Raw genomic sequence first — 20932 nt, forward strand, 5'->3', positions numbered from 1 at the left:
TCACGCGCCCTGCAAGGCCATGCGCTCGCGCAGCTTGACGAGCGCGAGTACGACGTCGATGGTCGGCGTCGGTTCGTTGACGAGCCGCCCCATTTCCTGCACGACGGTCAGCAGCGGATCGATTTCCATCGGCCGCCGGTTTTCCAGATCGACGAGCGTCGACGTTTTATGCGCGCCGACCGCGCCCGCGCCGTCAATCCGTTTTTCGACATCCACGCGAAAGTGCACGCCGAACTGATCCGCGATGCGCTTCGCTTCGAGCATCATCGTGCGCGAGACGGCGCGCGTGCCGGGATCGCTCGTGAGCACGTCGAGCGTCGCGTGCGTCAGTGCGCTGATCGGGTTGAAGCATAGATTGCCCCACAGTTTCAGCCAGATTTCATCGCGGATATTGTCGCGAATCGGCGCCTCGAAACCCGCGGCCTGCATGATCTCGTGGAATTGCTGAATGCGCGGCGTGCGCTCGCCGCTCGGCTCGCCGATCGGAAACTTCTTGCCGTACACATGCTTGATGACGCCAGGCTCGACGATCTCCGCGGCCGGGTAGAGCACGCAGCCGATCGCGCGTTCGGGGCCGAGCTTCGTCCATTGACTGCCGTCCGGATCGACGCTCGCGAGGCGCGTGCCCGCGAACTTGCCGCCATGCTGATAGAAGTACCAATACGGAATGCCGTTCACGCCGGTCACGATGGCCGTGTGCTTGCCGAGCAGCGGCTGCATCGAGTCGACCACGCCGGGCAGCGAGTGCGCCTTCAACGTGATGATGACGACGTCCTGCACGCCGAGCTCGCGCGGATCGGACGTGCAGCGGACCGGCGCGCTCACCGTCTCGCCGTCCATGATCAGACGCGCGCCGTGCTCGCGCATTGCCGCGAGATGCGCGCCGCGCGCGATGAAACTGACGTCGGCGCCGGCGCGTGCAAGCTGCACGCCCATCAAGCCGCCTATCGCTCCCGCTCCGAAGATGCAGATCTTCATGATGCCGCTCCTGTGACTATGAGAAGTCGCTTGCCCATGCCGCGCGTCGCCGGACACGACGGAGGGTCACTGATTGAGCATAGGGGCGCGGCGTCAATACAGATAGTTAAAGTTTCTCGCGCTTTGCATAAGCGATCGCTTATAGCCGCGGCATGCGAGGCGCGGCCATCCCATCTTCGCGCCGCTCCGACGCCTCGGCTCGTCCGATGTCTATCTAGCTGACAAATAGCCGCCAGGCTTAGGAAATTTCTGGTCCCTGAGCATTCAGCGTAAGGGCAGAATGCGCCCTCACTCAAGAAGTGACGCGTCCGTCCATTTTCAGATAGCTCTTGTTGAGAGTAACCGCATGATGTCCGTATTTGTGCCCAGACGTATTGGTATGTCCGGTGATGGCGACTGCGCGGTTTCGCGATGTCGTCGCGCCGGCCGTTAGGCACAGTCATGCGTACGGTGTTTCGTCAAACGATGGGCCGCGAATCCGTCGATATGGAAAGCGCTCTCGCGCGCCTGCTCGACGTGCTCATGATCGCGATGGCGGCGGCGCTTGCGCGCCTATTGCCGGCTGGAGAGGGGCATCCGATCCTCGAGGGCGCATTCGTTGCGCTGGACATGGCGCTCGCCATGATGCTGCTGCCGTGGTTCGGCGTGTATGAATCGTGGCGCGGGCGTTCGAAACTGCATCTGACGCTCAACGTCGTCGCGGGCTGGATCGTGGTGCAACTCTGCGGGCTCGCGATGATGTTTCTGCTTCATCGCGCGGGACTGCTGTCCAGAATCTGGTGCGTGCGATGGACCGTCATCACCGCGATGCTGCTCGTCGCCTCGCGTCTGTTGATCCACGCGATGCTTGGCCGCATCAGACGAGCCGGACGCAATCTGCGGATGGTGGCGGTGGTCGGCAGCGGCGCGCATCGCGACGGCGTGCTCGCGAGCATCGCGGCTTCGACCGATTCCGGTTTTCGCGCCGTTGCGACGTTCGATCCGCTGCACGGCGAAACGGTCGCGGAGCCGGGCCTGTCGTCGTTCTCGGAGTTGCGCGACTTCGCAAACTGGGTGCGCCGTGAGCGGACCGAAGAAGTGTGGCTTGCGATGCCGATGTCGCAAGAGCACGCGGTGCTGCGCATCGTCGAGGAATTCAGCGGCGACCTCGTGAACCTGCGCTTCATTCCCGATGTGCGCGCTCTCGCCATGTTCGATCGCAACGTGGTCGAGCTGGTGGGGCTGCCCGCGATCAACCTGATGGCGTCGCCGATGACGCCTCATGCACTGATGCAAAAGGCGCTGTTCGACCGCGCATTTGCTGCGGCGGCTTTGCTTGCGCTGTCGCCGGTGATGTTGCTCGTCGCGGCCGCGATCAAGCTGACGTCGCGAGGCCCGGTGCTGTTCTCGCAGCGCCGCATGGGCGCCGACGGCAACGTGTTTCGCATCTACAAGTTTCGCTCGATGCGCGTTCACACGCAGCAGAACGGCGTGGTTCATCAGGCGACCCGGCTTGACCCGCGCATTACGCGCGTCGGCGCGTTCCTGCGCCGCACGAGTCTCGATGAACTGCCGCAGTTTTTCAACGTGCTGCGCGGGCAGATGTCGGTGGTCGGTCCGCGCCCTCACGCGATCGAGCACGACGACCAGTACCGGACGATCGTCGATGGCTATATCCATCGTTACCGGATCAAGCCTGGTATTACCGGGTGGGCGCAGGTGAACGGCTTTCGCGGCGAGACGGATCGCGTCGAGAAGATGCAGGCGCGCGTCGAACACGACCTTTATTACCTGCGCAACTGGTCGTTCGCGCTGGATATGCGGATTGTCGCGGCGACGGTGGTGAGGGGGTTGGTGGATCGGAATGCTTATTAAACGGCATTTCGATGGAAGGGTGCAGCCCAATGCACACGAATCATGACTGCCGCGATGCAGTCGACAAGGGCGGCGCTGCGGCGCGCCCGCTTGAACAGGTTGAGTACGATGTCAGTTGCAGTTTTGTCCCAGCCGATGTATCGGCTCGGAGCCTTGGTGACCGTGGTCGCGTTGCTGACCACCGGATGCGCGGTGGCGCCCGGTATGCGGATGGAGGAATCGGCCGCATTGCCCATGACCAGCGGCAGCGACCAGACGCCGGGCGAGCAGTTGCCCGTGCCAGTCACCGAAGTGACCCTGGCTTCGCTCGATCAAATGGAAGGCGAGGTCGAGCATCGTAGCGACGCAAGCGTCGAAGCGCTTCTCGGGCACGCGACGGCCTATACGGTCGGCGCTGGCGATGTGCTGCAAATCACTGTCTGGGACCATCCGGAATTAGCGGCCGCATCCGGCTCACCTTCGCCTGCGGCGGCGCGCGCGTTCGATCCGCCGCCCGGATTCATCATCGACGATACCGGCAGCCTGCGATTCCCGTTTGCCGGCAATATCCACGTCCAGGGCATGACGGTCGCAGAAGTTCAACGCAAGCTTGCCGTGGAACTCGGCAAGTCGTTTCGCGATCCTCAAGTGACGGTTCGCATGGCGTCGTTCCGCGCGAAGCAGGTCTACGTGGATGGCGAGGTCCGGCAGGCCGGCGCGCAAGCGGTCAACGATATTCCGACGACGCTGTACGACGCCATCAGCCATGCCGGCGGCTTCAGCCCTGCTGCGGATCAGAGCCGCATCACGCTGACTCGCGACGGCAAGTCGTACGACATAAACTTCGTCCGCATGTTGCAGCGTGGTGTGAGTCCTTCGAGGCTGATGCTGCGTGCAGGCGACCTGGTTCGCGTGCCCGCGAGGGATGAAAGCGGCGTGTTCGTGATGGGTGAAGTCGCGAAGCCGGTCACGGCAGTGCCGCTGCGCAACGGTCGCATGACGCTGAGCGACGCACTCTCGCAGGCGGGCAGCATCAGTTCCGCGACCGCGGATGCCGGGAATCTCTATGTCATTCGCGGACGCGGCGCGGACGCGCGCATTTTTCATCTCGATGCCGCTTCGCCGGTCTCGATGGTCCTCGCCAACCGCTTCGAACTCGAACCGAAAGACATCGTTTATGTCGACGGCAACGGACTCGTTCGCTTTAGCCGCGTGCTGAGTCTGCTGTTGCCGGCCATCAACGCGGGGCTCACCGCGGGGCTGGTGGCGAAGTGATCCTGAGACTGCGCTTTGTGCTGGCTGGATGCGTGCGGGAAGCGGCACGATGAACCGCCGCTCCGCAATCGGACTCTCGGCCGGGATGGCAGTGCTCGGCGCATCCGCGGTCTCGCCTGGGTGGGGCGAGCCGCAACCGGACGACTCTGCCGGTGGCTTTCGCTGGCTGCATGATTTTGCGCGGAAGGGCGCGGGTGCGAGCGACGATACGGGCACGCTGCAGCGCGCGATCGACTTTGTGCGCGATCTCGGCCTACGCACGAAAGACACCTCCTGCTTGCCGAGCCTGCTGATCCCCGCCGGCCGATATGTTCTGACCGACACGATCGATACCTTGCCGTGGATCAAGCTGCGTTCAGTGGGCGGCGTTCTGCTCGACTTCTCGACGATGCCGGTGGGTCGCGACGGCCTGACGTGCAGAAACGAAACGATGCTTCCGTCGACCGAATTGCGCTTCCCCGGCAACCGTTCGCCATTCCTCGATGGAGCGGGAGGCACGATTTCGATCCTCGGCCCCGGCGTGGCACGCGCGGAAGGGCGGGGCATCGTGATGGGCAATCGGCAGCCCTCGTTTTCGGGTGACGTACGAGACGCGGGCGGCCGCAACGTTGTGATCACCGGATGGCGCGGAGCGCTCGCGATCGATCCCATCAATACCTATCTGAGTGCATGGCATTCGTGCCGGTTCGAGCAGAACCGCGAACATGGTATTTGCGTCGCATCCGCCGATGGAAAGAGCGTCAACAGCGGTGAGCGGATGACCTTCGCCGATTGCACGTTTTCCGGTTCCGCGCGAGCCATTGCAATCGACGCCGACAGCATGGATTTCGTTTTCGACGCGTGTTCGTTCGACTTCAACGGCGACGTCGTGCATTTCGGGCCCCATGCGAGTTTCGGTACGGTCGCTTTCAATCACTGCCACATAGAAAGTATCGACGGCTTGCTGGTCGATGCCACGCAGGCGGGCAAACATCTTCGCACGGTATTCCGCGATTCGATCGTGCTGCCGAGGCACTGGAAGCGTAAGGACTTGAGCAACACACCGCGTCAACTGGTGGCGGGCAAAGCGAAGTTTTCCGCTTCCGGCGTCGAGTGGCGATTCGAATCTCCCGCTCAAGGCAGCCTGACGGCTTTGATCGGTGACGAAGTGCCCGTCGAGTCAGTGTCGGCGATGAGCTTTCAGCAAGTCCACGCGCTGCCCTGGCGAGGAAGCGTGATCAATGCCGACAGTCTTTTCGAACTGGACACTCCCGGCACACCGGTAGGCGCGCTCACCCATTGGAGCGCATCGGTGACCGCAGGCGCCCAACTCGCAGGAAGCATTGTCCTTGCGGGTCCGGCTGCGGATGCCACTGCGGCTACGCAGAGCAGCGCGTCGGCGAAACGAAAGCAGGCTCTCCACGTGAGCTTGCCTGATGCGGGCAACGCGCGGTTCTCCGTGGCGACGCGAGCCGCTTTCCCGGTTGTACCGGGCGACGTCCTCAACGTGGCCTGCAGCGCAGCGGCGACAGGTGTAGCGGGCCGCGTGAAATTCGCGTTCCACTTCGATGCCGCGCCGGGCATTCCATTGAGCACAAGCGAATCGCAAAGCGCCGCGCATGAACTGCCGGCCGCGCAAGCAACCGTTCCAGCGGGCGCAACGCAGGCGATGGTCACTGCCGCTTTCATTGGATGGACGGGGCAGTTGCAAATAGATGAACTGGCGGTATGGCGCTCGTCATGACGCCGGTGTGCGAAGTCGAATTCCTCGGCACACCGCAATACAGAACCAAAGACAGATGATCTCCAACGTTTTGACCGTTTGCCAAGGCAACGTATGCCGCAGCCCTATGGCTGCGGCTCTTTTACAGCAGAAGATCGAGGGCGTGCACGTACATTCCTGCGGACTTGCGGCGATGGTCGGGCAACCGGCGGCGAGCAACGCCGTCGCGGTGCTTTCAGAAGTCGGCGTCGATATGCGGGAACACCGCGCAAGGCAGTTGACCTGGCAACTGGCAAGCCGGGCAGATCTGATTCTTACGATGACCGCGCGGCAGAAGCAAACCATTGAGTCGTTTTTTCCCATGATGTGGGGCCGCATATTTCCGGTGCGCGGCTTCGACCACATGGATATCGACGACCCCATGGGCTTGTCCCTATCGGCGTTTCGCCAGTGCAGGGAGAGTTTGACGGTGGGTATCGACTACTGGGTAGAGCGGCTAGGAAAATTCAACGTGCGGTCCGCTGATCGTCATCGCGATGACGCGGCCCACGTCAAGGGGGTGGCACAGTGAACCAGTCCCGCGCTTTGCATGAGCCCGCCAACGCCGAAAAGGATTTCGATCTTGCGGCGATTCTCGATGTGTTCCTGCTTTACCGGCACATGATGCTGTGGATCTTCGGCACGCTGTGTGTTCTCGGCCTTGCCGCGGTGCTGCTTTCCGATCCGCAGTACGAGGCGGACATGGTGACTCAGGTCGATGAGAGCAGCAGTGCGAGTACTGCGTCGTCGCTGCTGGGTCAGGACCTTTCGTCGATGCTCGAGGTCAAGTCTTCCGCCGATACGGAGATGCAGGTGCTGCGGTCGCGGCTCGTCGTGGCTGCGGTCGTCGACGAGTTGGGCCTGTACATCGAAGCCGAGCCAGTTCGCTTCCCACTCGTCGGCCGGGCGATCGCACGCGCCAGCAAGGGATTATCGCGCCCCGGTTTGCTGGGCATGGGCGGCTATACGTGGGGTGAAGAGCGCGCGTACGTCGAACGCTTCGACACGCCCAGCGGACTGATCGGATCGGCGTACTCGTTGACCGTTGCTGACGCGGGCGCGTACCGGCTCTCCGGACCTGGGTTGAAGCAGGATGTGGTCGGCCGGCTCAGCGCAACCGAAACCTTCATGACCGACGACGGTCCGCTGACGTTGTGCGTCGGCGCGTTGCATGCGGCGGTTGGTGCCCGCTTCAAGCTCACGCGGCAATCGCGCCTCGAGACGATCGGCAAGCTGCAGGACAGCCTCTCGATCAGCGAACAAGGAAAGGATTCCAACGTGCTGCGCGTGAAGTTGCGCGGCGCCGATCCGTTACGGATCACCGAGGTGCTCAACCATCTCGCACAACACTACCTGGAGCAGAACGAGGCGCGCAAAGCCGAGCAGGCCGCGCGGTCGCTCGCGTTCCTGCGCGGCCAGGTGCCTGGCTTGCGCGACAGACTGGACAGCGCAGAAAAAGCCTATGCGGTAATCCGCAGCAAGTTTGGATCGGTGGACCTTGAAGGCGAAGCCAAAAAAGTACTGCAACTAGCGGCCGACAATGAGATACAGGTCGCCACGCTGCAGCAGAAGAAAGCCGAAGCGTTGACGCGTTTCGCGCCGACCAACCCGACCGTGATGGCTCTCGATAGACAGCTAGCAGTTCTGCAATCGCAGTCGAGTGGACTCAATCAACAGATCGACGGCCTGCCGGAGATGCAGCGCCAGGTGGTGAAAGCGGAGCGCGACGTCAAGATCAGCAACGATCTATACGTGGGCTTGCTGAACAACATCGAACAACTGCAGATTCTGCAAGTGGGACGGGTCGGCAACGTCCGCGTTCTCGACGAGGCGTTGTTGCCCGACCGCCCGGTTCGCTTCTGGCGTTTTCTGCTGTGCCTCGCGGTCATCGCCGTCGCGTTACTTGCAGCGGTCGGCGCCGCGTTTATTCGCGACCTTCTGTTCCATGGGATTTCGGATTCCCGCGAACTGGCGGAGCGCACAGGTCTCGACGTGCTCTCCGTGGTGCCGGTGGCACGCAGGGGCGGATTCCATTGGTCTGGATACTTCGGTCGGGAAACGCGTCCGCGGCGTCCGCTTGCTTTTATCGACCCAGCAGATCCGGCAATCGAAAGTTTGCGCAGTCTGCGCACTGCGCTGCAGTTTTCATTGTCCGATGGCGGCGGTAACGTCGTGATGTTCACCGGGCCGTCGCCGAATGTGGGCAAATCGTTTATCGCGTCCAACGTCGCCGCGGTCGTGGCCCGCACTGGCAAACGTGTCCTGTTGGTCGACGGCGACCTGAGACGCTGCGGACTCACTCGCGCATACGGCTGCATTTCGGCAGTCGGACTGTCCGAGGTGATCGCCGACATGGGCAAACTGGACGCGTCGATCCGCAAGCTGGAGCGCTCGACGCTCGACTTCCTGCCGGCTGGCGCGATGCCGCCGAATGCGGCCGACCACCTCGGTAGTGAACGCACAGGCGATCTTTTCAAGGCGTTGTCCGCGCGCTACGACCTCGTGGTCGTCGACACCGCGCCGCTGTTGCCGGTGCCCGATGCGGCGATTCTCGCGCCATATTCAAACGGCAACATCTTCCTGGTCGCTCGCGCCTCGGTCACGAAGGCTGCGGAAATGGAAGAGTGCATGCGCCGCTTGCAGCATGTGGGCGTTGCGGTGAAGGGCGTTGTGCTCAACGGAATCGACCGTCATGCAGGGCGCTTCCGCAATGGCACCACCTATGGCATGTACCGCTACGGGCGCTCACGAGGTGAAGATGCGCGTCCGATGATGGACGGAGCGCAAGAATGAATTCGCGCATCCGTGACGCTCGCGCTGCGTCGGTGCTGCTGGTCAGCGCGTCGATGTCGGCGGGCCTGGCGTTCGCCGTGCAGGCAGTGCTTGCGCGGTCTCTGTCGCCGGCGGACTACGGGCGGTTCGCTGCTGCGCTCGCTGTCGTGACTATCGTTGCGCCGGCGGTCGGGTTCGGCGTGCCGTCGTTCTGGCTCAAAGCGTACGGCAGCGAGGGTTGGTCCGCGAGTCGATGGATGGAAGCATCCGTGCGTTTCGTCACCCGCAGCGCGCTGGTGTGTCTTCTCGCTGCCGCCTTGTGGGCATGGCTAGGCACTCCTGATGCGCAGACCGGTGCACTGCTGTTATTCATGCTGCCGGCGGTGCTGACGCAAGGCGCAATCGAGATCGCCTCGGTGAAGTTGCAACTGGAGGAAAAATTCGGCCGGGTTGCAATGTGGCAAGGACTACAGCATGCCGGACGTCTCATGTTGCTGCTGGTGTGCTGGCGGTTGGGCGCAAGCAGCCTGATTGTCGCGGCCGGCTTTGGCTGTATTGCCGTCATCGTGACGCTCGGCGCATGGCAGTCCGTCCCGGCGCTGCGAAGCGGCGCGGTGCACCTGATCGGGCATGGACCAAAACTCGCGGAACGATTTTCGCGCGAAGGACTGCCGACGCCGCCCGTCATGGAACTCTGGCGCAACGCGCTGCCCTTCGGTGTATCCGGCCTGCTGTTTTATGCGTACGGCCAAAGCGGCCTGGTTATCGTCTCGCACCTGGGCGAACCTCAGGACGTCGGCGCATACAGCGTCGCGTTGACGATTGTTAGCGCGCTTTATCTGTTGCCGACGGTTCTGTTCCAGAAACTGCTCATGCCGCGTCTTCATCGATGGGCCGCATCGGGCGACGAACGTCTCGAGCGGATGTATCGGGAAGGCGGCAGATGGATGTTCGTCTCAGGTCTCGCGTTGGGCGCGATTGCGGCGCTGCTCGCGCCGGTCGCCATCCCGCTGGTGTTTGGCAGGCAATACGGGCAAGCGGTGCAAGTGGTCGTCATCATGGCACTGAGCACACCGTTCAGATTTTTAACGGTCTGTGCGTCGTCCGTGATGACGACCCGCAACCTGGTCCGCGTGCGCAACTGGTGCGCCGCCGCCGCACTGCTATTCAGCGTGGTTGCTGGACTCATCGGCGTGCTCGTCGCGGGCACTGTCGGCGCAGCCGCCGCTTCGGTGATGGGCGAAGTGGTGTGGGCGGTGCTGTCCGTGCTGTGCGCTCGCCACTTCCTGTTCCGCGAACGGCAGCAGCCGATATCCGGCATCGACGCGCGGCCAGATGCCCGCAGCATGTCGCCAATGCCTCCGGAACAGATTCCGGTGTGCGTGATCATTCCGTGCTTTAACTGCCGCGACACGATCGGGCGTGCGGTTCAATCCGTCTTCGAGCAGACATGCCGTCCGCAGGAGTTGATTCTCGTCGACGATTGCAGCACGGATGGCACGCGCGCATTGCTTCGCGAATTGGCGCAGATTTATCCGCGCAATTGGCTTCGCGTACTTCTGCAGCCGCGCAACGCGGGGCCGGGTGCGGCGCGTAACGCCGGATGGTCCGCGACGACGCTGCCGTACATCGCGTTCCTCGACTCGGATGACAGCTGGCATCCGTCGAAAATGGCGACGCAATACAAGTGGATGCGCGCGCATCCCGAGGTGGCGATAACCGGGCATCCTGTGGCGCAACTCGAAGCCAGCGATCAGCCGGCGTCTCAACCGTGGCCGGCTCTTATCGCGCCGCGCTGCGTATCGCGGCGACGCGTTCTGTTCTCGAACCGCTTCACGCCCTCGAGCATTTTGATGCGCTCGGACGTCGGCGCACGTTTCGATGAAAACAAGCGCCACGCCGAAGACTATTTCATGTTGCTGGAAGTGGTGCTCGTGGAGGGAGGCGAGGCCTATCTGTTCCCTTTCGCGCTTTCGTACATTTACAAGGCGCAGTTCGGCGCGCAAACCGGACTGAGCGCCCAGCTCCTGAAAATCCAGAAAGGCGAGCAGGACAACTACCTGCGCTTGCGCCGTCGACGAGTGATCGGTCCTGGTGAATGGCTGTGCTTTTCTGCGTTGAGCGGCGCGAAATATCTGCGGCGCTGCCTGCTGTCACGGAGGTTTGCGTGAGACGCATAGCGGCGATTCCCGCAACACGACAAGCGGGGTGGTGCGGCTCATGACGTACTACCTTGTGCCGTTGCTGTTCTTCTATCTCGGCGTCGCGCTGTGCGTTGCGTACGGTGGAACCAGCACCGCTGTCATTGTGACGTGTGCGCTGCCGATGGTCGCGCTCGCGGTCTTGCGCGGCCATTGCGGCACCGACACGGCCGCCTACTACCAGGCGTTCGCCGATCTGGGCCAGGGGAACGGCTATGGCGGCGAGCCGCTGTTCAATGCGTATGCGAGGCTTCTCTGGGCTATCGAGCCCGACCCGCGCTTCGTCGTCAACAGCGTGTCGATGACAACCGCGCTGCTGTTGCTCTGGTCCATTTCACGCAGTCGTCATGGCATCTGGTTCGGCGGCCTCGTGCTCGTGCCCGGCATGTTCTATGAACTGACCATGAACGTGATGCGATTCGGCCTTGCGGCTTCGATCTTTCTGCTGGCCACGCGCTTCTCGCCGCAGCGAAAGCCGCTTCGGTATTTCATCTTCGCGGTGGTCGGGACGTGTGTGCATTTCTCATCGGCATTGCTGTTCCTGCTCTTTGTCGCGACCACGCGGCGCGGGCACACGATCATGTTCGTCGGTGCGGCGTTAGCTGTCGCCGGCGGGTCGTTGCTGGTCCCAGGCTACCTCGCCGACAAGACGAGTCTTTACACCGGCATCGAAGCGCCCAATGCAACGTCTGGATTGCTGTTCCTGTTGATCCAGTTGCTCATGCTGGGCGTCATGGTCATGCATCGGCGGCAGTTCGCGATTCCACCCGTCGGCTGGATGATTTTTGCCGTGCTGGTAGCGGCGCTTTACGGCATGACACAGGTCACGTATGCGGGCATCCGCTTCCAGCTGATTCTCGTCTATCTGATGCTGGTTGTGCTTTGGCGTCAGTTTGCTCCGCCGACGGGGCGGATGAACACAAGGTTGGCGGCGTGGCTGTTCGCCATCGGTCTCATCGCACTCGCGGGACGAATCCACAACATGAGCGATGAAGAAGGCCGTGGCGCATCGCCATTCCTGCCTTATCGCGCAGCGCCAGAATTGCAGAATATGGAGTAGTGATCTTGCGGCAAAAAATCGTACACGTAACAGAAGCGCTGGGTGGCGGCGTGCTGCATTGCGTGGTTCTTCTAGCTAATCGTCAGGCCGCTGCTGGCGATGACGTCGTTGTGCTCCATTCCGTGCGCAAAGATACGCCGCTTAACGCAACGCTGAATAAGTTGTTCGATCCGCGCGTGCGTCGCCGGGTCGTGGAAATGCAAACTGCCATAGGAGTTCGCGACCTCTCGAGTCTGTGCAGGCTTTTCGTCGAGCTGTTTCGGGAGCGGCCCGACATTGTTCATCTCCACTCGTCGAAGGCGGCGGCGCTAGGCCGCATCGCCACGCGGTTGCTCGGACTAAGCGGGTGCACGATCTATTCGCCGCACGGGTTTGCGTTTCTGAAAGAGGACACGTCTGCGTTAAAGGCAAAGCTGTTCCTGATAATCGAACGGACGCTGCATGCAATGGGCGGGCACATCGTTGCATGCTCAAAAAGCGAATGGCGTTACGCGCGAATGTTGCTTTCGAATCCGCAACGCACGAGCCTTGTCGAGAACGCGGTGAAGCTCGATGACTTCGAGGCTGACAAAACGAGACAAACTCGCGAGCAGGTCGTCGTATGCACGTCGGCGCGCGTTACCTATCAGAAGGCGCCGTGGCGATTCACGCAGCTTGCCCAACGTCTCGCGCGAACATCCAACGTCCGTGCTGTGTGGTATGGCGATGGCGAAGCGGAAGCGATCGATCGCTGGATTGATCGTGAGGTTGTTGAGTTGAGTGGATGGATTGCGGCGCCGGAACTCAGGCGAGCGCTTCAGCAATGCGACATCTTCGTTTTGCCTTCGCTATGGGAGGGCATGCCGATTGCGCTGATAGAGGCGCAGGCGGCGGGGTTGCCGGCGGTCGCCAGTCGCATCGTCGGCAATCGGGATGTCATCGTCCACGGCGTGACCGGCTTCCTCGCAAGCAACGATGCGGAGCTCGAGCATTACACACGTCTATTGATCGACAACCCGCAATTGCGCGAGCGAATGGGCACGGCGGCGGCGAAGCATGCGCTTGCCCGGTTCGGCGACGCCCGATTGTTTCGCTCTTACGTCGGTATTTACCGGCGTCTGCTGTCGCCAGTGCATGCTCATCATTCGCCGGCCCTGACTCGCGCACTTTCAATAGAGGTCTTGAAATGAACGAGTTCGACGTAGCGGCGCCGGCCGCCGCGCCATCGAATGGGTGCAATAAGGGCGGACCTGGCCGCAGCACAGCTCGCACATCGGGTAGCCGCACGACCCGCATTGCTTTCTTCGGATTCTATGGAAGGCGCAACTTCGGCGACGACCTGTTCGGATATCTGTTGCAGTCCATATCGCTTCGGGCACGAGGCATCGAGCCGTTGATCGTGGGCGCTTCACCGGCGCAAGAGTTGACGCACTCGTTCCATCTGCCGGGGGCACGGGGACTCTGGATGCGAAGAGGCGGAGTCGGTGCCGCGGTACGCTCGGTCACTTATGTTGCAGCGATGTTGTCTGCGCGGGCGGCCATTTTCGGTGGAGGCTCGCTATTTGGTGCTAACGCTTCGCTGTCCTTTGCGAAGCTGATCGTTCGTTTGGGCCGGCGGCTCAGCAAGCCGGTCGCAGCGCTTGGCGTTTCGGTCGGACCGTTTGCATCGGCAGAGCGGCGAAGCGCATTCGAGGCTGTCCTTCGCGACATACCATACGTGGCCGTGCGCGATGAAGCGTCGGTTCGCCTCGTCGCCGAAGTGACAGGATCGGCGCCCGTCAATCTCAGGGATCTTGCTTTTGCGTTGCCTGCGATCTACACGCCAAAGCGCAGACCGTCTGATAGACGAACGCTGATCGTGTCCATTCACCTGCGTCAATATACTGACGCGGTGCTTGCGATACTTGCGTACGTCGACAGCCAGCGGCTTGTGGATGAAGTGCTATTTGTCTCGCTGGACGAAGAAAGTGTTGCGGTGACAGGAGACATTGCTCGCCTGTTCTCGCCGTCGAACGTTTCGGTGGAGCGTTTTCGATACGGGGACTCGATCACAGCGGTCGTGGATCTACTCGCCGCAGCGGCCTGTGTCGTTACTTCGAAACTGCACGGCGCGATCGTCAGCTTTGTGTATGACGTCCCAACAATGCTGTTCTGCTACCAGCCAAAGTGTGCGGAATTCCTGCGCGACAATGCATTACCGGGTCCGCATGAGCCGCTGCCGGTCGAGGACGTCTGCGTCGATCATGTCGCCCGGCTTCTTACGCGAGAGACGACAAAAGGGCGCTATGGCGACGCCGAGTGGTATCGCGACCGGTTCACTGATTTCATCGCAGACGTCGGCAATGGCGGACACGCGCGGTTGCCGCTTTCCGACGAGGTCGTGGGATAGGCTAGGCGCATCCGGCTGCCGTGATCCGGTAATTCGATCCGGAATGTAGTTATGTCGGAACACGGTCGCCGTTGGCCGTGTTTCCTCCGACCCGCACCTCAACGCCGCCCTAACCCCGCCTAACCATCAAAAACCCCACCCCCATCGCAGCCAGAAACGCCCCACAGCATCGGTTAAACCACCGCCTCACCCGTGCGCGCACCAGCCACTTGCCGAGATACATGCCGGCCCACGAATAGAGCGCGATCGCCACGCATTCGAGCACGAGAAAACTCGCGCCGAGCACGGCGAATTGCGGCAGCATCGGCTTCGCGATGTCGACGAATTGCGGCAAAAATGCGGTGAACACGAGGATCGCCTTCGGATTGCCGGCGGCCACGAGAAACTCGCGCCGCGCGACGGTCGCGAGCGATGCGCACTGTTCCTGCGTGGTGTCGATGGCAGGCGCGTCGCTGCGCCAGAGTTGAATGGCAAGCCAGATCAGGTACGCGGCGCCGGCCAGTTTGATCGCGAGAAAGAACCACGCCGACGCATGCAGCACGACCGCGAGGCCGGTCGCGGCCAGCACGATCATCGCCGCGAACGCGACGAGCCGTCCCGCGCCGCCGAGGAACGCCGTCATGAAGCCGTGCCGCGCGGCGACGTTGATCGATAGGAGATTGTTCGGCCCAGGCGCGAGATTGATCGCGAAGCAGGCGGGAAGAAAAAAGAGCCAGGCGGTAGTGGACATGGAGCCTCGCGGAGTGAGTGCTCATGGGCGCCGGCGCGGTTGGCGCGGCACGCACAAAAGCGCAGCAAAAAAGCAGCGGCATGCGCTGCTTCCGATTGTAGCGAAACAGGCGGCGCGCCTCTCCTGGTATCTCCGCTACCGTGCGTTGCACAGTAAAACGTACACGTCTACGTCGCGCCCACTAGTTCACTGCGTTGATGAACCCGGCGTCTTTCACCAATGCGTCGACGCTGAGCTTGACCGTGTCCTCGATCGCAACGGTGTTGCTGGTGAATTTCGGCGACTTCCGTTTGACGGTTTTGGTGGTCGAGAACACGACTTTGTGCGTGACGGCGTCGGTCACGACATAGCGCATCTGCAGAGTCCAGAGCGCCGGCGTGCGAACGTCGTCGACGCTGAATTTTTCGATGCTGCCGCTCAGCAGTTTGCGCCTGTCGTCGAGATGGAAGCCCACCACCTTCAGGCGGCTCGCCACACTCTCGCGCACGGTCTCGCTGATGTCGTTCTTCAGCACGACCACGGTCATCGCCGTATTTTCGATGCGGTTCGGCGACACGCGGCCATCGACAGCCGGCATGTAGGCGAAGTCGCGCGCGGGCGCGACGCTGAGCCAACCCGTGGACGAAGCGGCGGCGCGCGGCGCACTATGACTGTTGAGACCGAACCACGACCATGAGCAGGCCGACAGCATCAAAGGCAGCGCGACGGCGCCGCAGCCCTTGAGCATTGTGATTCGTATAGACGCTGACGGGCGCGCAAGATGCGGCACAAGCGAACGATGCCGCGCCGATTCGGGCGCTGCGTGGGGACAAGCGGCGGTCGAGATCAGAGGAGTGGCCCTTTAAGTGGTGGCACGTGCTGGCGGTACATTCATACGCCGTTCGAGAACAGCATGGTAACAGCGGCCACTCGCAAGCCATCTTCTAAATAAAATCTCACGCGCGCTATCAGAAGAAGCCGGCCTTGCCTTGCGTCATATCGACCAGCGTGCGGCGCGCGTCGTCGATTTTATTCACCGGCAAACGGATCGTCATTTTCACGAGCATTGCGTGCGCGGTATCGGCGAGCGCGTAGCTTTCCGCTTCGATCCAGCGGCGCACCTTGGCTTCGTCGGCGTAACCGACTTCGACGATCAGCGATCCTTGAGCAATCCGTTCGACGCGCGGCGCGTCCAGCAGCGCGGAGGCGATCGCGTCCGTATAGGCGCGCACGAGGCCGCCCGCGCCGAGCTTCACGCCGCCGTAATAGCGGACGACGGCGGCCAGCACGCCGTCCAGATCGTGATGCCGCAACACTTCGAGAATCGGCCGGCCCGCGGTGCCGGACGGCTCGCCGTCATCGGACATGCCTGATTGGCCGCCTGCCAGCAACGCCCAGCACACATGCGTCGCGGCCGCATGCTCGTCGCGCAGACGGCGCAGTTCGTCCATCGCGGCGTCGCGATCCTCGACGGGTATCGCATACGCAATAAACCGGCTCTTGCGAATCTCGAGTTCGTGGATGTGCCGCGCCGACAACGTGTAAGTCACCTGGAAATTCCGCTCAATAGCCTGCGATAAAAAACGTCGGAGCCGGCTTTCGGCCCAGACTCGAATCATAGCGACTTTGCGATGCGGGCTGTCGTGCAAGCGCGAACGCAAGCACCAACGCAACCGCAAGCAGGCACAAGCGCAAGCGCGGTACACTTTGCGGAGCACGAATTGAACGGAACCGCCAATCAGCAGGAAACCGCCAGGAGACAGAATGAACAGCATGCTCGAGTTGTCCACGTTAGGGACCTTCGTCGCCGTCGTACTCGGTCTTTTTCTGATTCCGGGGCCCGCGGTCCTGCTGGTTCTGACACGCACGGTTCACGGAGGACGCAAGGCCGGCATCTTCACCGGCCTCGGCATTGCGGTGGGCGACTTCGTTCATACGCTCGGCGCGGCAGTCGGTCTGTCAGCGTTGCTGATGACGTCGGCGCTCGCCTTCAACGCCGTCAAGTGGATCGGCGCGCTTTATCTCGTCTATCTCGGCATTCGGGCCTTGCGCGAAAAACCGGCAAGCGGCGAGATGCCTGCGAGCGCACCCGTGTCGGCGTCGAAAGCGTTCTTTCAGGCCATTCCCGCCGAAGTGCTCAATCCGAAAACCGCGCTCTTCTTTCTCGCGTTTCTGCCGCAGTTCGTGCATCCCGAGCACGGTTCGACGTTCTTGCAGTTCACCACGTTGGGCCTGATTTTCGTCGGCATGAGCGCGCTTTACACGACGCTGATCGTGTTGACGATCCGCCCGCTCGGCAGACTCGTCGGACGCCTGACGTGGCTGCGCCGCTGGCAGAACAAGATTATCGGCGTGCTGTTCATATCGCTCGGCCTGCGCGTAGCGACGCAAACGCGCTAAGCGGGCGGCCGCGCGCCGCGACGGCTAGATGTTGCGGCGCTGTCTTCGCAAACGCCCTTCGCGCGCGTATTCGATCTGTTCCTGAGTTCGCACCGCGAGCCTTTCCTGCTCTGCGCGGCTGATTTGCCGCGTATCGTCGATTTCGCCGACGCGCAGTACTTCCTGCGCGAGGCGGATACGCAGCGTCATGAGCGGTTCGCCGCGTTCGACGAGCGTGCGGTCCGCGGCGCGCGCCTGCTGCACGCCGCAGTCGATGAGATTGCGCAGTTCGAGCAGCGTAAGCCGCTGCCGCTGGATTTCGAGGATGAGCCGCTGCACCGCGCGCTCGTCACGCGCGCGCCAGAAGGCGCGCAGCTCGGCAAGCGTGGGAGGCTCGAAGGGAGGAAGACGCATTGCTCATACGAAAAGTACTGTATATACGTACAGTATATCGCGACTTTTCGCGGGCGCGCGTAGCGGTTGCCCGGAGCTTCAATTCAGCGCCAGCATGACCGACGCGCCCATCACGACGACGGCAAGAAGCATGGCGACACACAGATCGAGCGGGTAACGCATCATGCTTTCATCATCGGTTGAGAAACGCGAAGACTGTCATCATAGGCACGCTTGTGCCGCTCGACTGTCAGACATTGCAAGAGGGAAGAGATGAACCCCACCACTGCTTCCACAGCGCCCGCGCGCGACATCGAATTCTGGTTCGACTTCGGCAGCAACTACAGCTACCTGAGCGTGATGCGTATCGAGGCTGAGGCTGCTGCGCGAGGCGTGCGTATTCATTGGCGGCCGTTTCTGCTCGGGCCGATTTTTCGCGCGCTGGGTTTTGACAATTCCCCGTTCGTCTTGCAGAAGGAGAAGGGCGCCTACGTCTGGAAGGATATGGAACGGCAGTGCCGCAAGTACGGTATCGCGCTGACACGTCCGAGCGTTTTTCCGCGCGCCGCGCTGCTGGCGATGCGCGTCGCGCTACTCGGCGCCGAGCGCGAATGGATCGCTGCTTATTGCCGCGAGATCATGCAGCAGAACTTCGTGCATGACCGCGATATCGGTTCCGTCGAAGTCGTGAGCGAAGCGCTCGTCAAACTCGGCTTGCCCGCGCAGCAGATCATCGCGGAAGCGCAAAGCGACGCGCACAAGCTGCGTCTGCGTGAACAGACAGAAGCGGCCGCGGCCAAAGGCATTTTCGGCGCGCCCACGTTCTTTGCCGGCGATGAAATGTTCTGGGGCAACGACCGGCTCGAAGACGCGTTGGACTTCTGCTATTCGTCGCCGTGCTGACAGAAGCGCCGCCCCGGCACATGCGAGACGACAGCCTGGGCGATCTCGAGCGGCGTGCTCTCGGCGGGCACTACGCGGCGGCTCGCTTCGGGCGTGTGCTTCATCGTCCATTCGACAAGCCGGTATGAACGTCCCCAGGGCGGCTGCAGCGGGTCGGAGACCTTGCATGAGTGAATCTGCCCGACCCATTCGTTGCCAGGCATGGCGCGCAGATGCTCGAACACCGCGTCCTCAACCATGGTTCGTCCTCCTTCTTTTTCGCAGGCATGGAGTCTTTCTTTTGCGCGTCGGCAACATCGCTGAAAAAAACGCCGCCGATGATCTGGCGGCTCAACAGGGGATGTTGAGCCGCATGGTTGCAGCAAAGAATTAAGCGAGACTTAAGACGGCGCAAATGCGTGTGCGGCGTTTTGTCCGTCGACGCCTCGCGCATCCGGCGGCACGCCGAGCAGTTGCAGTGAGCCGCCCGTTACCGCGCTGAACACGGGGCCTGCGACAGTGCCGCCATAAAACGCCTTGCCGGCCGGATCGTCGATCATCACCGCGACGATCAGGCGCGGGTCGCTCATCGGCGCCATGCCGACGAAGAGCGCGCGATAACGGTTCTTCGCGTAAGACGCGCCGACCTGCTTGCGCGCAGTGCCGGTCTTGCCGCCGATGCGATAGCCTTCGACGGTTGCAGCGCGCCCCGTGCCGCCGTCGCCCGTGGCCATTTCGAGCATCGAACGGATCGCGCGCGCGGTGGCCGGCGTGGTGACCGCATGGCCCGTTTGCGAAGCGGCGGCCGCGGCATCGATGTTCTCGCGCACGAGGCGCACCGGATGCATGGTGCCGTCGCCGGCATAGGCGGTGTAGATCTGCGCGATCTGCAGCAGCGACGCCGAGAGCCCATAGCCGTAAGCCATCGTCGCCTGCTCGATAGGACGCCAGCGTTTGTACGGACGCACCTTGCCCGACGCCACGCCCGGAAAGGTCAGCTCGGGCCGCATGCCGAGTCCGTACTCCTGATATTTGGCCCAGATTTTTTCGGCGGGCAGATTGAGCGCGAGTTTGGCGAGCGCGATATTGCTCGATTTCTGCACTGCTTCGGCGACGGTCATCGCGCCGTGATTCGACGTGTCGTGGATCACCGCGGGGCCGATCTTGTACCAGCCAGGCGCCGTGTCGATCACACTTTGCGGCCGCACCTTGCCCTCGTCGATGGACAACGCGACGACCACCGGCTTGATCGTCGAGCCGGGCTCGAACGTGTCCACCACCGCGCGATTGCGCAACTGCCGGCCCGTGAGGCGCGCGCGATCGTTTGGATCGAAGCTCGGATAGTTGGCAAGCGCGAGAATCTCGCCGTTGCGCGCGTCGAGCACGACCACGCTGCCGGCTTCCGCGCGATGCTTCGCGATGGCGTCCTTTAACTGTGCATACGCGAGCTGCTGGATGCGCCGATCGATTGTCAAATGAATCGTGTCGCCGTTCTGCGCGGGCACGAGCGGCCGCGTTTCCGACACCACGCGGCCAAGCCGGTCGCGAATCACTTCGCGATGGCCCGGCACGCCGAGCAAGTGTTCGTTGGCGGCAAGCTCGACGCCTTCCTGGCCGTTGTCCTCGATGTCCGTAAAGCCGACCACGTGAGCCGCCGATTCGCCTTCCGGATAGAAACGCTTTGAATCCGCGATCTGCGTGATGCCCGCGAGTCCGAGCTTGGACAGATGCCCGGCCGTGTCCGCGTCCACCTGGCGTTTGAGCAGCACGAAGGTCTTGTCGCCGTTCAAACGGCGGCGCAGTTCCGCGAGCGGCAGATCGAGCAGTTTCGAAAGCGGCGGCAGCGCGGCTTCGTCGAGCAGCTTCGGCGTTGCCCAGATCTCGTAAGTCGCGAGACTGACGGCGAGCATCGAGCCATTGCGGTCGACAATGCGCCCACGCGTCGCGTCGAGTTCGATGGTGCGTTGATAGCGCTTTTGCCCCTGATCGACATAGAAGTCGCGGTTCACCACCTGCACCCAGAACGCGCGGCCCGCGAGCGCGGCAAACGCGGCGAACACCAGCACGACGATGAACTTCGAGCGCCACATCGGCAGACGCGCAACCAGCAACTGGTTCTTCGCGACGGGCGCATAAGAATCGCGCGACGGGGATTTTTTCTTCGGGATCATGGCGGTCCGACTGACAGCGGATTAACTTGCGGCAGCGCTCATTGTAATGAGAACGTAATCTGTATGCGAGATTACCGCAAGCCAACACGCGCGACAGACGTAAAAAAAGCCGCGCGGACTTGAAAATCCGCGCGGCTCATTTCGTTCGATTGATGCGTCGATTTCGACGC

Annotated in this window: 19 protein-coding genes; 11 read left to right on the top strand and 8 right to left on the bottom strand. The window is 62.3% G+C overall.

From position 1 onward, the window contains the following. Positions 1 to 978 (bottom strand): 2-dehydropantoate 2-reductase, encoded by a 978-nt coding sequence (locus P0D87_RS30225; protein ID WP_006049175.1) that lies wholly within the window; start codon positions 976 to 978, stop codon positions 1 to 3. A 441-nt stretch (positions 979 to 1419) separates the two neighbouring features. On the opposite strand from P0D87_RS30225, the gene P0D87_RS30230 reads away from it, so the two are divergent. Beyond that, positions 1420 to 2832 (top strand): undecaprenyl-phosphate glucose phosphotransferase, encoded by a 1413-nt coding sequence (locus P0D87_RS30230; protein WP_053859565.1) that lies wholly within the window; start codon positions 1420 to 1422, stop codon positions 2830 to 2832. Here P0D87_RS30230 and P0D87_RS30235 read toward each other — a convergent pair. Further along, a complete protein-coding gene (locus P0D87_RS30235; RefSeq protein ID WP_321175897.1) occupies positions 2829 to 3068 on the bottom strand; it encodes a hypothetical protein in 240 nt (79 codons plus the stop codon). The two genes, P0D87_RS30230 and P0D87_RS30235, sit on opposite strands and share 4 nt — an antisense overlap. Between P0D87_RS30235 and P0D87_RS30240 the strand changes: the two genes are divergently transcribed. From P0D87_RS30240 to P0D87_RS30275, 8 genes are read left to right on the top strand one after another with little or no spacing between them, the layout of a single operon-like run. Continuing rightward, a complete protein-coding gene (locus tag P0D87_RS30240) occupies positions 2968 to 4086 on the top strand; it encodes a polysaccharide biosynthesis/export family protein (RefSeq protein WP_321175886.1) in 1119 nt (372 codons plus the stop codon). The genes P0D87_RS30235 and P0D87_RS30240 overlap by 101 nt on opposite strands. Before the next feature lie 49 nt (positions 4087 to 4135). Beyond that, positions 4136 to 5809 carry a hypothetical protein gene (locus P0D87_RS30245; protein ID WP_149029228.1) on the top strand — a complete coding sequence of 558 codons (1674 nt, stop codon included), beginning with the start codon at positions 4136 to 4138 and terminating at the stop codon, positions 5807 to 5809. 55 nt (positions 5810 to 5864) lie between these two features. Then, a complete protein-coding gene (locus P0D87_RS30250; protein ID WP_171800005.1) occupies positions 5865 to 6359 on the top strand; it encodes an arsenate reductase/protein-tyrosine-phosphatase family protein in 495 nt (164 codons plus the stop codon). Beyond that, on the top strand, positions 6356 to 8620 hold the full coding sequence (locus P0D87_RS30255; protein WP_171800004.1) for a polysaccharide biosynthesis tyrosine autokinase: 2265 nt from the start codon (positions 6356 to 6358) through the stop codon (positions 8618 to 8620). Before P0D87_RS30250 ends, P0D87_RS30255 begins: the two co-directional genes overlap by 4 nt. Beyond that, the gene (locus P0D87_RS30260) at positions 8617 to 10770 is read left to right on the top strand and encodes a glycosyltransferase (RefSeq protein ID WP_053859561.1); all 2154 of its coding nucleotides are present in this window, start codon (positions 8617 to 8619) and stop codon (positions 10768 to 10770) included. Before P0D87_RS30255 ends, P0D87_RS30260 begins: the two co-directional genes overlap by 4 nt. Positions 10771 to 10819: 49 nt before the next feature. Further along, positions 10820 to 11860, top strand: a complete 1041-nt coding sequence (locus tag P0D87_RS30265; protein WP_149029227.1) for an EpsG family protein — start codon at positions 10820 to 10822, stop codon at positions 11858 to 11860. 5 nt (positions 11861 to 11865) lie between these two features. Further along, entirely contained in the window at positions 11866 to 13029 is a 1164-nt protein-coding gene (locus tag P0D87_RS30270; protein WP_408637105.1) for a glycosyltransferase, read from the top strand. Further along, positions 13026 to 14228, top strand: coding sequence for a polysaccharide pyruvyl transferase family protein (locus P0D87_RS30275; protein ID WP_053859558.1), 1203 nt, complete (start codon positions 13026 to 13028; stop codon positions 14226 to 14228). Before P0D87_RS30270 ends, P0D87_RS30275 begins: the two co-directional genes overlap by 4 nt. A gap of 109 nt (positions 14229 to 14337) precedes the next feature. Here P0D87_RS30275 and P0D87_RS30280 read toward each other — a convergent pair whose 3' ends face one another. From P0D87_RS30280 to P0D87_RS30290, 3 genes are all read right to left on the bottom strand, one after another. Then, a complete protein-coding gene (locus P0D87_RS30280; protein WP_053859557.1) occupies positions 14338 to 14958 on the bottom strand; it encodes a LysE family translocator in 621 nt (206 codons plus the stop codon). A 181-nt stretch (positions 14959 to 15139) separates the two neighbouring features. Next, on the bottom strand, positions 15140 to 15685 hold the full coding sequence (locus tag P0D87_RS30285; RefSeq protein WP_006049186.1) for a hypothetical protein: 546 nt from the start codon (positions 15683 to 15685) through the stop codon (positions 15140 to 15142). A gap of 220 nt (positions 15686 to 15905) precedes the next feature. After that, positions 15906 to 16487: an IMPACT family protein gene (locus P0D87_RS30290; RefSeq protein ID WP_044021046.1), complete on the bottom strand. Its 582-nt coding sequence runs from the start codon at positions 16485 to 16487 to the stop codon at positions 15906 to 15908. Positions 16488 to 16710: 223 nt separating this feature from the next. On the opposite strand from P0D87_RS30290, the gene P0D87_RS30295 reads away from it, so the two are divergent. Then, the gene (locus P0D87_RS30295; protein ID WP_029966487.1) at positions 16711 to 17337 is read left to right on the top strand and encodes a LysE family translocator; all 627 of its coding nucleotides are present in this window, start codon (positions 16711 to 16713) and stop codon (positions 17335 to 17337) included. 24 nt (positions 17338 to 17361) lie between these two features. Here P0D87_RS30295 and P0D87_RS30300 read toward each other — a convergent pair whose 3' ends face one another. After that, on the bottom strand, positions 17362 to 17730 hold the full coding sequence (locus P0D87_RS30300; protein ID WP_006049189.1) for a hypothetical protein: 369 nt from the start codon (positions 17728 to 17730) through the stop codon (positions 17362 to 17364). A 252-nt stretch (positions 17731 to 17982) separates the two neighbouring features. Here P0D87_RS30300 and P0D87_RS30305 point away from each other — a divergent pair, with 252 nt between their 5' ends. Next, positions 17983 to 18612: a 2-hydroxychromene-2-carboxylate isomerase gene (locus P0D87_RS30305; protein ID WP_053859556.1), complete on the top strand. Its 630-nt coding sequence runs from the start codon at positions 17983 to 17985 to the stop codon at positions 18610 to 18612. Here P0D87_RS30305 and P0D87_RS30310 read toward each other — a convergent pair. Together P0D87_RS30310 and P0D87_RS30315 are read right to left on the bottom strand one after the other, a co-directional pair. Then, a complete protein-coding gene (locus P0D87_RS30310) occupies positions 18594 to 18851 on the bottom strand; it encodes a DUF2866 domain-containing protein (RefSeq protein WP_029966485.1) in 258 nt (85 codons plus the stop codon). The genes P0D87_RS30305 and P0D87_RS30310 overlap by 19 nt on opposite strands. A gap of 141 nt (positions 18852 to 18992) precedes the next feature. Then, positions 18993 to 20762, bottom strand: a complete 1770-nt coding sequence (locus tag P0D87_RS30315; RefSeq protein ID WP_053859555.1) for a peptidoglycan D,D-transpeptidase FtsI family protein — start codon at positions 20760 to 20762, stop codon at positions 18993 to 18995. Positions 20763 to 20932 lie beyond the last annotated feature (170 nt).

Source organism: Paraburkholderia sp. RL17-368-BIF-A (genome assembly GCF_046054045.1).
Lineage (GTDB): Bacteria > Pseudomonadota > Gammaproteobacteria > Burkholderiales > Burkholderiaceae > Paraburkholderia > Paraburkholderia graminis.

Coding starts and splice junctions, on each gene's coding strand:
- P0D87_RS30225 (WP_006049175.1), bottom strand. CDS start 978: ATGAAGATCTGCATCTTCGGAGCGGGAGCGATAGGCGGCTTGATGGGC.
- P0D87_RS30230 (WP_053859565.1), top strand. CDS start 1,420: ATGCGTACGGTGTTTCGTCAAACGATGGGCCGCGAATCCGTCGATATG.
- P0D87_RS30240 (WP_321175886.1), top strand. CDS start 2,968: ATGTATCGGCTCGGAGCCTTGGTGACCGTGGTCGCGTTGCTGACCACC.
- P0D87_RS30235 (WP_321175897.1), bottom strand. CDS start 3,068: ATGGGCAATGCGGCCGATTCCTCCATCCGCATACCGGGCGCCACCGCG.
- P0D87_RS30245 (WP_149029228.1), top strand. CDS start 4,136: ATGAACCGCCGCTCCGCAATCGGACTCTCGGCCGGGATGGCAGTGCTC.
- P0D87_RS30250 (WP_171800005.1), top strand. CDS start 5,865: ATGATCTCCAACGTTTTGACCGTTTGCCAAGGCAACGTATGCCGCAGC.
- P0D87_RS30260 (WP_053859561.1), top strand. CDS start 8,617: ATGAATTCGCGCATCCGTGACGCTCGCGCTGCGTCGGTGCTGCTGGTC.
- P0D87_RS30265 (WP_149029227.1), top strand. CDS start 10,820: ATGACGTACTACCTTGTGCCGTTGCTGTTCTTCTATCTCGGCGTCGCG.
- P0D87_RS30275 (WP_053859558.1), top strand. CDS start 13,026: ATGAACGAGTTCGACGTAGCGGCGCCGGCCGCCGCGCCATCGAATGGG.
- P0D87_RS30280 (WP_053859557.1), bottom strand. CDS start 14,958: ATGTCCACTACCGCCTGGCTCTTTTTTCTTCCCGCCTGCTTCGCGATC.
- P0D87_RS30285 (WP_006049186.1), bottom strand. CDS start 15,685: ATGCTCAAGGGCTGCGGCGCCGTCGCGCTGCCTTTGATGCTGTCGGCC.
- P0D87_RS30295 (WP_029966487.1), top strand. CDS start 16,711: ATGCTCGAGTTGTCCACGTTAGGGACCTTCGTCGCCGTCGTACTCGGT.
- P0D87_RS30300 (WP_006049189.1), bottom strand. CDS start 17,730: ATGCGTCTTCCTCCCTTCGAGCCTCCCACGCTTGCCGAGCTGCGCGCC.
- P0D87_RS30305 (WP_053859556.1), top strand. CDS start 17,983: ATGAACCCCACCACTGCTTCCACAGCGCCCGCGCGCGACATCGAATTC.
- P0D87_RS30310 (WP_029966485.1), bottom strand. CDS start 18,851: ATGGTTGAGGACGCGGTGTTCGAGCATCTGCGCGCCATGCCTGGCAAC.
- P0D87_RS30315 (WP_053859555.1), bottom strand. CDS start 20,762: ATGATCCCGAAGAAAAAATCCCCGTCGCGCGATTCTTATGCGCCCGTC.